Origin of the sequence: Pantoea sp. ACRSB (assembly GCF_022346905.1) — a bacterium.
Taxonomy (GTDB): domain Bacteria; phylum Pseudomonadota; class Gammaproteobacteria; order Enterobacterales; family Enterobacteriaceae; genus Pantoea; species Pantoea piersonii.
The window spans coordinates 226,759-236,130 of record NZ_JAKRNL010000006.1; the positions used below are offsets into that span (position 1 = coordinate 226,759).

Consider the following 9,372-nt stretch of genomic DNA (forward strand, 5'->3'; position numbering starts at 1 on the left):
AATCCTGAATTAACAACGGAGTATTTCCATGCCACGTCGTCGCGTCATTGGTCAGCGTAAAATTCTGCCGGATCCTAAGTTCGGATCAGAGCTGCTGGCCAAATTTGTAAATATCCTGATGGTAGATGGTAAAAAATCTACTGCTGAATCAATCGTTTATACTGCGCTTGAGACCCTGGCTCAGCGTTCTGGTAAAAACGAGCTGGAAGCCTTTGAAGTAGCCCTCGAAAACGTGCGCCCGACTGTCGAAGTTAAGTCACGTCGCGTTGGTGGTTCTACTTATCAGGTTCCAGTAGAAGTCCGTCCGGTTCGTCGTAATGCTCTGGCAATGCGCTGGATCGTAGAAGCTGCTCGTAAACGCGGTGATAAATCTATGGCTCTCCGCCTGGCGAACGAACTTTCTGACGCTGCAGAAAACAAAGGTACTGCAGTTAAGAAACGTGAAGACGTTCACCGCATGGCAGAAGCCAACAAGGCGTTCGCTCACTACCGCTGGTAATCGCCACGTAGTTGTTGTTAAACCAGCGGGCGTGCAAAATGCTAACCCGCTGGGTTCGACTAATTTTGAACGCCCGAGAATCAGAGGAATCAAATGGCTCGTACAACACCCATTGCGCGCTACCGTAACATTGGTATCAGCGCACACATCGACGCCGGTAAAACCACAACTACCGAGCGTATCCTGTTCTACACCGGTGTTAACCACAAAATCGGTGAAGTGCATGATGGCGCAGCGACCATGGACTGGATGGCGCAGGAGCAGGAGCGTGGTATCACCATCACGTCTGCAGCGACCACCGCATTCTGGTCCGGTATGGCTAAGCAGTTTGAGCCGCACCGTATCAACATCATCGACACCCCGGGACACGTTGACTTCACCATCGAAGTAGAACGTTCTATGCGTGTGCTCGATGGCGCAGTAATGGTTTACTGTGCTGTAGGTGGCGTGCAGCCGCAGTCTGAGACCGTATGGCGTCAGGCAAACAAATATAAAGTTCCGCGTATCGCGTTCGTTAACAAAATGGACCGTATGGGCGCGAACTTCCTGAAAGTTGTTGGTCAGATCGAATCCCGTCTGGGCGCGACTCCGGTTCCGCTGCAGCTGGCAATCGGCGCTGAAGAGAACTTCACCGGCGTAGTTGATCTGATCAAAATGAAAGCCATCAACTGGAACGATGCTGACCAGGGCGTTACCTTCGTTTACGAAGATATCCCGGCTGAGATGCAGGAACTGGCTGAAGAGTGGCGCGGCAAGCTGATCGAAGCTGCAGCAGAAGCTTCTGAAGAGCTGATGGAGAAATTCTTCAGCGGCGAAGAGCTGAGCGAAGAAGAGATCAAAACTGCTCTGCGTCAGCGCGTACTGCGCAACGAAATCATCCTGGTTACCTGTGGTTCTGCGTTCAAGAACAAAGGTGTTCAGGCGATGCTGGATGCCGTGGTTGAATACCTGCCGGCACCGACTGACGTTCCTGCGATCAACGGTATGCTGGACGACGGTAAAGATACTCCGGCTGAGCGTCACGCTGACGACAGCGAGCCGTTCTCTGCGCTGGCGTTCAAAATCGCCAACGACCCGTTCGTGGGTAACCTGACCTTCTTCCGCGTGTACTCTGGCGTGGTTAACTCAGGTGACACCGTACTGAACTCAGTGAAATCTGCTCGTGAGCGTTTTGGCCGTATCGTACAGATGCACGCCAACAAGCGTGAAGAGATCAGCGAAGTTCGCGCAGGCGACATCGCAGCAGCGATCGGTCTGAAAGACGTGATCACCGGTGATACCCTGTGTGATCCGAACAACCCGATCATCCTGGAACGTATGGAGTTCCCGGAGCCGGTAATCTCTATCGCCGTTGAGCCGAAAACCAAAGCTGACCAGGAAAAAATGGGTCTGGCTCTGGGTCGTCTGGCTAAAGAAGACCCGTCATTCCGCGTATGGACTGACGAAGAGTCTAACCAGACCATCATCGCCGGTATGGGTGAGCTGCACCTCGACATCATCGTTGACCGCATGAAGCGTGAATTCAACGTTGAAGCGAACGTGGGCAAACCGCAGGTAGCTTACCGCGAAGCGATTCGCTCTAAAGTTACCGACATCGAAGGTAAGCACGCTAAGCAGTCTGGTGGTCGCGGTCAGTACGGTCATGTTGTTATCGACATGTACCCGCTGGAGCCGGGTTCAAACCCGAAAGGCTACGAATTTGTCAACGACATCAAAGGTGGTGTGATTCCTGGCGAATACATCCCTGCGGTTGACAAAGGCATCCAGGAACAGCTGAAATCTGGCCCGCTGGCAGGTTATCCAGTTGTTGATCTGGGCGTGCGTCTGCACTTCGGTTCTTACCATGACGTGGACTCCTCAGAGCTGGCGTTTAAACTGGCCGCTTCTATCGCCTTTAAAGATGGCTTTAAGAAAGCGCAGCCGGTACTGCTTGAGCCGATCATGAAGGTTGAAGTAGAGACTCCGGAAGAGAACACCGGTGACGTCATCGGTGACCTGAGCCGTCGTCGTGGTATGCTGAAAGGGCAGGAATCTAACGCTACCGGCGTTCAGATTCACGCTGAAGTTCCGCTGTCTGAAATGTTCGGATACGCGACGCAGTTGCGTTCTCTGACGAAAGGCCGTGCTTCTTACTCCATGGAGTTCCTGAAGTACGATGATGCGCCGAACAACGTCGCTCAGGCCGTTATTGAAGCTCGTAGCAAATAAGGCTACGGTTTAAAAATTGTGAACAGATGCCTTCATCAATGATGAAGGCATAACAGTAAGGATTATCGCCATGGCGAAAGAGCAATTTCAACGTAACAAACTGCACGTAAACGTGGGCACCATCGGTCACGTTGACCACGGTAAAACCACCCTGACTGCAGCTATCACCACCGTTCTGGCTAAAACCTACGGCGGCCAGGCTCGTGCATTCGACCAGATCGATAACGCGCCGGAAGAGAAAGCACGTGGTATCACCATCAACACTTCTCACGTTGAGTATGAAACCCCGACTCGCCACTACGCGCACGTTGACTGCCCGGGCCACGCCGACTATGTGAAAAACATGATCACCGGTGCTGCTCAGATGGACGGCGCTATCCTGGTTGTTGCTGCGACTGACGGCCCGATGCCGCAGACCCGTGAGCACATCCTGCTGGGTCGTCAGGTTGGCGTTCCTTACATCATCGTGTTCCTGAACAAGTGCGACATGGTTGATGACGAAGAGCTGCTGGAACTGGTTGAGATGGAAGTACGTGACCTGCTGTCTCAGTACGACTTCCCGGGCGACGACACTCCGATCGTTCGCGGTTCTGCACTGAAAGCGCTGGAAGGCGACGCAGAGTGGGAAGCGAAGATCGTTGAGCTGGCTGGCCACCTGGATACCTACATCCCGGATCCGGTTCGTGCTATCGACCTGCCGTTCCTGCTGCCGATCGAAGACGTGTTCTCAATCTCTGGCCGTGGTACCGTTGTTACCGGTCGTGTTGAGCGCGGCATCGTGAAAGTAGGCGACGAAGTTGAAATCGTAGGCATCAAAGACACCGCGAAATCAACCTGTACCGGCGTTGAAATGTTCCGCAAACTGCTGGATCAGGGTCAGGCTGGTGAGAACGTGGGCGTTCTGCTGCGTGGTATCAAGCGTGAAGAGATCGAGCGTGGCCAGGTACTGGCTAAGCCGGGCTCAATCAAGCCGCACACCACTTTCGTGTCAGAAGTATACGTTCTGTCTAAAGAAGAAGGCGGTCGTCACACTCCGTTCTTCAAAGGCTACCGTCCGCAGTTCTACTTCCGTACTACTGACGTGACTGGCAACATCGAACTGCCGGAAGGCGTTGAGATGGTAATGCCGGGCGACAACATCAAAATGACCGTAACTCTGATCCATCCGATCGCGATGGACCAGGGTCTGCGCTTCGCAATCCGCGAAGGCGGCCGTACCGTTGGTGCGGGCGTTGTTGCTGAAGTTATCGCTTAATTGCGTTAGCGAGGTGGCCTTCGGGCCACCAGAGCAGAAAAAGAGCACTTCGGTGCTCTTTTTTTATGCCTTAAATTTCTTCAGGTCGCGTTATCCACACTAACTCTGGGTTTGAAATAAAAATTATTCTCATTTAAGCTTTGATCATAAAATGATCGAGGTGAGCAGTAAATGTACGTCTGTTTGTGTAACGCCATTAGTGATAAGACCATCCGCGAAGCGGTTCGCCGCTATCAGCCAAAATCTATCCAGCAGCTGCGTCAGCTGGTTCCTGTCGGGAAGCAGTGCGGCAAATGTATTCGTGTGGCGCGGGAAATCATGGAAGAAGAGCTGCAAAGCGTGCCGCTCTATAAAGAGATTGCCTGATCCTGGCGCGCTGTTCTTAATACCCACAGATTTTGTCGCGTTTTTTTGACTTCTTTTTATCCGCATCTACGCTCTAACTTAACTGGAAGCGGAGGAAGCAAAATGAAGGGCGACATTAAAATCATAAGCCATTTGAATAAACTGCTGGGAAATGAACTGGTTGCGATTAATCAGTACTTTCTTCACGCGCGGATGTTCAAAAACTGGGGCCTGATGCGCCTCAACGACACGGAGTATCACGAATCCATCGACGAGATGAAGCACGCCGATAAGTATATTGAGCGCATTTTGTTTCTTGAGGGGATTCCGAACCTGCAGGATTTAGGCCGGTTGCGAATTGGCGAAGATGTCGAGGAGATGCTGCGTTCCGATCTCCAGCTGGAGCTGGAAGGGGCGAAGGACCTGCGCGAAGCTATCGCTTACGCTGATAAAGTGCATGATTACGTCAGCCGTGACATGATGATCGAAATCCTTGCGGATGAAGAGCACCATATCGACTGGATCGAAACCGAGCTCGACCTTATCAGTAAGATGGGTATCCAGAACTACCTGCAGGCGCAAATCAGAGAAGAAGGGTAGTCCAGCCGTGAATAACGTATTAAGAGAGCCCGCTTTCACCGCCAGCAGGCGCTAAGCGGGCTTGTTTCCATTCCTGCCTCATTCATTCTTTTACTTCCCCGGCTTTCCGCTTCGCTATAGTCAATTGCAATGACGCCACCAGAAAATAAGGTTAAAAACAGAACGCGGGTTGCTTCCTGAGCAGATTTACGTATAATGCGCGGGCCTGCCAATATTAGCAGGCGCGATTCGAGCAGAATCGCAGGCGGCAGCATGTTAGGTCGCCTGACAATACTCCCAATTGTGGAGTTATATGCTGAACGATTACACTCTCCCATCAATCGTAATGGGTGCGAGTAGTAATTTTTTTCGTCTATAAAAAGTTTGGAGCTCTGGTCTCATGCAGAACCAAAGAATCCGTATCCGTCTTAAAGCGTTTGATCATCGTCTGATCGATCAATCAACCGCGGAAATCGTTGAGACTGCCAAGCGCACTGGTGCGCAGGTTCGCGGTCCGATCCCGCTGCCGACTCGCAAAGAGCGCTTCACCGTTCTGATTTCTCCGCACGTTAACAAAGATGCGCGCGATCAGTACGAAATCCGCACTCACAAGCGTCTGGTAGACATCGTTGAGCCAACTGAAAAAACCGTTGATGCTCTGATGCGTCTGGATCTGGCTGCCGGTGTAGACGTGCAGATCAGCCTGGGTTAATCAGGTCATCGAGCGATTGAGAGGTTGATACAATGATTGGTTTAGTCGGTAAAAAAGTGGGCATGACCCGCGTCTTCACTGAAGACGGCGTTTCAATCCCAGTAACCGTAATCGAAGTTGAAGCAAACCGCGTTACTCAGGTCAAAGGCCTGGAGAACGATGGTTACCAGGCAATCCAGGTTACCACCGGTGCGAAAAAAGCGAACCGTGTGACCAAACCTGAAGCTGGTCATTTTGCTAAAGCTGGCGTTGAAGCCGGCCGTGGTCTGTGGGAATTCCGCACTGCTGAAGGTGAAGAGTACTCAGTTGGCCAGAGCATCAGTGTTGAAATTTTCGCTGACGTTAAAAAAGTAGACGTAACCGGTACCTCTAAAGGTAAAGGTTTCGCAGGTACCGTTAAGCGCTGGAACTTCCGTACCCAGGACGCTACTCACGGTAACTCCCTTTCTCACCGCGTTCCGGGTTCTATCGGTCAGAACCAGACTCCGGGCAAAGTGTTCAAGGGCAAGAAAATGGCAGGTCAGCTGGGTAATGAGCGCGTAACCGTTCAGAGCCTGGATGTGGTACGTGTTGACGCTGAGCGCAACCTGCTGCTGGTGAAAGGTGCTGTCCCGGGAGCAACCGGCAGCGACCTGATCGTTAAACCAGCTGTGAAGGCGTAAGGGGATAGCAATGGAATTAGTACTGAAAGACGCGCAGAGCGCGCTGACTGTTTCCGAAACTACCTTCGGTCGTGATTTCAACGAAGCGCTGGTTCACCAGGTTGTTGTTGCATACGCTGCAGGCGCCCGTCAGGGTACCCGCGCGCAGAAAACGCGTGCTGAAGTAACTGGTTCAGGCAAAAAGCCGTGGCGTCAGAAAGGCACCGGCCGTGCGCGTTCAGGTTCTGTAAAGAGCCCGATCTGGCGTTCAGGTGGCGTGACCTTCGCTGCGCGTCCGCAGGACCACAGTCAAAAAGTTAACAAAAAGATGTACCGCGGCGCGCTGAAAAGCATCCTGTCCGAACTGGTACGTCAAGATCGTCTGATCGTTGTCGAGACGTTTTCTGTAGAAGCACCGAAAACCAAGCTGCTGGTACAGAAACTGAAAGACATGGCGCTGGAAGACGTGCTGATCATCACCGGTGAACTGGATGAGAATCTGTTCCTGGCTGCGCGCAACCTGTACAAGGTTGACGTGCGTGATGCAGCGGGTATCGACCCAGTTAGCCTGATCGCCTTCGACAAAGTCGTTATGACTGCTGATGCAGTTAAGCAAGTTGAGGAGATGCTGGCATGATCCGTGAAGAACGTCTGCTGAAAGTACTGCGCGCGCCGCACGTATCTGAAAAAGCGTCTGCTGCGATGGAAAAAACCAACACCATCGTTCTCAAAGTTGCGAAAGACGCGACCAAAGCAGAGATCGTTGCTGCTGTTGAAAAACTGTTCGAAGTAGAAGTTAAAGACGTGAATACCCTGGTTGTTAAAGGGAAAACTAAGCGTCACGGACAGCGTATCGGTCGTCGCAGCGACTGGAAAAAAGCTTACGTCACCCTGAAGGAAGGCCAGAACCTGGACTTCGTCGGCGGCGCTGAGTAAGTCGGAGGAGAAAGACAATGGCAGTTGTTAAATGTAAACCGACATCTCCGGGTCGTCGCCACGTCGTTAAAGTGGTAAACCCTGAGCTGCACAAGGGCAAACCTTTTGCCCCGCTGATCGAAAAGAACAGCAAATCCGGTGGTCGTAACAACAATGGTCGTATCACTACCCGTCACATCGGTGGTGGTCACAAGCAGGCTTACCGTATTGTTGACTTCAAACGCAACAAAGATGGTATCCCGGCAGTTGTTGAGCGTCTTGAGTACGATCCGAACCGTTCTGCGAACATCGCACTGGTTCTGTACAAAGATGGCGAACGCCGTTATATCCTGGCCCCTAAAGGCCTGAAAGCCGGCGACCAGATTCAGTCTGGCGTTGATGCTGCGATCAAAGCAGGTAACACCCTGCCGATGCGTAACATCCCGGTGGGTTCTACTGTACACAACGTAGAAATGAAGCCGGGCAAAGGCGGTCAGATCGCTCGCTCTGCTGGCGCTTACGTGCAGATCGTTGCGCGTGAAGGCTCCTACGTTACCCTGCGTCTGCGTTCAGGCGAAATGCGTAAAATCGAAGCTGATTGCCGCGCAACCTTGGGCGAAGTCGGCAACGCTGAGCATATGCTGCGCGTTCTGGGTAAAGCGGGTGCAACTCGTTGGCGTGGTGTTCGTCCGACCGTTCGCGGTACCGCGATGAACCCAGTAGATCACCCGCACGGTGGTGGTGAAGGTCGTAACTTTGGTAAGCACCCGGTAACTCCGTGGGGCGTTCAGACCAAAGGTAAGAAGACCCGTAGCAACAAGCGTACTGATAAATTTATCGTACGTCGCCGTAGCAAATAATTTTAGAGGATAAGCCATGCCACGTTCTCTCAAGAAAGGTCCTTTTATTGACCTGCACTTGCTGAAGAAGGTAGAGAAAGCGGTGGAAAGCGGAGACAAGAAGCCCCTGCGCACCTGGTCCCGTCGTTCAACGATCTTCCCTAACATGATCGGTTTGACCATCGCTGTCCATAATGGTCGTCAGCACGTTCCTGTCTTTGTTTCCGACGAAATGGTCGGCCACAAGCTGGGTGAATTTGCACCGACACGTACTTATCGCGGCCACGCTGCTGATAAGAAAGCCAAGAAGAAATAAGTAGGAGGAAGAGATGGAAACTATTGCTCAACATCGCCATGCTCGTTCTTCTGCTCAGAAGGTTCGCCTCGTGGCTGACCTGATTCGCGGTAAGAAAGTGTCGCAGGCTCTGGATATTCTGACCTACACCAACAAGAAAGCGGCTGTACTGGTTAAGAAGGTTCTGGAATCTGCCATTGCTAACGCCGAACACAACGATGGCGCTGATATCGACGATCTGAAAGTCGCGAAAATTTTCGTAGACGAAGGCCCGAGCATGAAGCGCATTATGCCGCGTGCTAAAGGTCGTGCAGATCGCATCCTGAAGCGCACCAGCCACATTACTGTGGTTGTGTCCGATCGCTGAGACTCTGGAGACTAGCAATGGGTCAGAAAGTACATCCTAATGGTATTCGCCTGGGTATTGTAAAACCATGGAACTCTACCTGGTTTGCGAACACCAAAGAATTCGCTGACAACCTGGACAGCGATTTTAAAGTTCGTCAGTTCCTGACTAAAGAACTGGCAAAAGCGTCTGTATCCCGCATCGTTATCGAGCGTCCGGCTAAGAGCATCCGTGTGACCATTCACACCGCTCGCCCGGGTATCGTTATCGGTAAAAAGGGTGAAGACGTAGAGAAACTGCGTACGGTCGTCGCGAATATCGCTGGCGTACCTGCACAGATCAATATCGCCGAAGTCCGTAAGCCGGAACTGGACGCGAAACTGGTTGCTGACAGCATCACTTCACAGCTGGAGCGTCGTGTGATGTTCCGTCGTGCGATGAAGCGTGCTGTTCAGAACGCCATGCGTCTGGGCGCGAAAGGTATCAAAGTTGAAGTTAGCGGCCGTCTGGGCGGTGCTGAGATCGCACGTACCGAATGGTACCGTGAAGGTCGCGTACCGTTGCACACTCTGCGTGCTGACATTGACTACAACACCTCAGAAGCGCACACCACTTATGGTGTAATCGGCGTTAAGGTATGGATCTTCAAAGGCGAGATCCTGGGTGGTATGGCTGCTGTTGAACAACCGGAACCGGCTGCTCAACCTAAAAAGCAGCAGCGTAAAGGCCGTAAGTAAG

Annotated in this window: 14 protein-coding genes; 13 read left to right on the forward strand and 1 reads right to left on the reverse strand. The window is 52.2% G+C overall.

Annotated elements, in window-relative coordinates; genetic code table 11:
- Positions 1-28: 28 nt before the first annotated feature.
- From rpsG to bfr, 5 genes are all read left to right on the forward strand, one after another.
- The gene (gene rpsG / locus MHZ89_RS17925) at positions 29-499 is read left to right on the forward strand and encodes a 30S ribosomal protein S7 (protein ID WP_013510774.1); all 471 of its coding nucleotides are present in this window, start codon (positions 29-31) and stop codon (positions 497-499) included.
- A gap of 93 nt (positions 500-592) precedes the next feature.
- Positions 593-2,707, forward strand: coding sequence for an elongation factor G (gene fusA, locus MHZ89_RS17930; protein WP_311784124.1), 2,115 nt, complete (start codon positions 593-595; stop codon positions 2,705-2,707).
- A gap of 70 nt (positions 2,708-2,777) precedes the next feature.
- Entirely contained in the window at positions 2,778-3,962 is a 1,185-nt protein-coding gene (gene tuf, locus MHZ89_RS17935; protein ID WP_224481567.1) for an elongation factor Tu, read from the forward strand.
- Between the two features lie 171 nt (positions 3,963-4,133).
- On the forward strand, positions 4,134-4,328 hold the full coding sequence (bfd, locus tag MHZ89_RS17940) for a bacterioferritin-associated ferredoxin (RefSeq protein WP_311784125.1): 195 nt from the start codon (positions 4,134-4,136) through the stop codon (positions 4,326-4,328).
- A 102-nt stretch (positions 4,329-4,430) separates the two neighbouring features.
- The gene (bfr, locus tag MHZ89_RS17945) at positions 4,431-4,907 is read left to right on the forward strand and encodes a bacterioferritin (protein ID WP_120458465.1); all 477 of its coding nucleotides are present in this window, start codon (positions 4,431-4,433) and stop codon (positions 4,905-4,907) included.
- A 35-nt stretch (positions 4,908-4,942) separates the two neighbouring features.
- Here the strand turns inward: bfr and MHZ89_RS17950 are convergent, their stop codons facing one another.
- A complete protein-coding gene (locus MHZ89_RS17950; protein ID WP_311784126.1) occupies positions 4,943-5,161 on the reverse strand; it encodes a hypothetical protein in 219 nt (72 codons plus the stop codon).
- A 125-nt stretch (positions 5,162-5,286) separates the two neighbouring features.
- Here MHZ89_RS17950 and rpsJ point away from each other — a divergent pair, with 125 nt between their 5' ends.
- Genes rpsJ through rpsC form a run of 8 tightly spaced genes read left to right on the forward strand, consistent with a single transcriptional unit; the run spans position 5,287 to position 9,371 of the window.
- Positions 5,287-5,598, forward strand: a complete 312-nt coding sequence (gene rpsJ / locus MHZ89_RS17955; RefSeq protein ID WP_001181005.1) for a 30S ribosomal protein S10 — start codon at positions 5,287-5,289, stop codon at positions 5,596-5,598.
- A gap of 32 nt (positions 5,599-5,630) precedes the next feature.
- Positions 5,631-6,260, forward strand: coding sequence for a 50S ribosomal protein L3 (gene rplC / locus MHZ89_RS17960; protein WP_033792404.1), 630 nt, complete (start codon positions 5,631-5,633; stop codon positions 6,258-6,260).
- Between the two features lie 10 nt (positions 6,261-6,270).
- Positions 6,271-6,876 (forward strand): 50S ribosomal protein L4, encoded by a 606-nt coding sequence (gene rplD / locus MHZ89_RS17965; protein ID WP_033752971.1) that lies wholly within the window; start codon positions 6,271-6,273, stop codon positions 6,874-6,876.
- Complete coding sequence (gene rplW, locus MHZ89_RS17970) at positions 6,873-7,175, forward strand: 50S ribosomal protein L23 (RefSeq protein WP_033752969.1); 303 nt, start codon at positions 6,873-6,875, stop codon at positions 7,173-7,175. Before rplD ends, rplW begins: the two co-directional genes overlap by 4 nt.
- Before the next feature lie 17 nt (positions 7,176-7,192).
- A complete protein-coding gene (rplB, locus tag MHZ89_RS17975) occupies positions 7,193-8,014 on the forward strand; it encodes a 50S ribosomal protein L2 (protein ID WP_033752967.1) in 822 nt (273 codons plus the stop codon).
- Between the two features lie 16 nt (positions 8,015-8,030).
- On the forward strand, positions 8,031-8,309 hold the full coding sequence (rpsS, locus tag MHZ89_RS17980; protein WP_001138115.1) for a 30S ribosomal protein S19: 279 nt from the start codon (positions 8,031-8,033) through the stop codon (positions 8,307-8,309).
- Positions 8,310-8,322: 13 nt separating this feature from the next.
- The gene (gene rplV, locus MHZ89_RS17985; RefSeq protein WP_007891659.1) at positions 8,323-8,655 is read left to right on the forward strand and encodes a 50S ribosomal protein L22; all 333 of its coding nucleotides are present in this window, start codon (positions 8,323-8,325) and stop codon (positions 8,653-8,655) included.
- 17 nt (positions 8,656-8,672) lie between these two features.
- Entirely contained in the window at positions 8,673-9,371 is a 699-nt protein-coding gene (rpsC, locus tag MHZ89_RS17990) for a 30S ribosomal protein S3 (protein ID WP_009087585.1), read from the forward strand.
- Position 9,372: the final 1 nt, after the last annotated feature.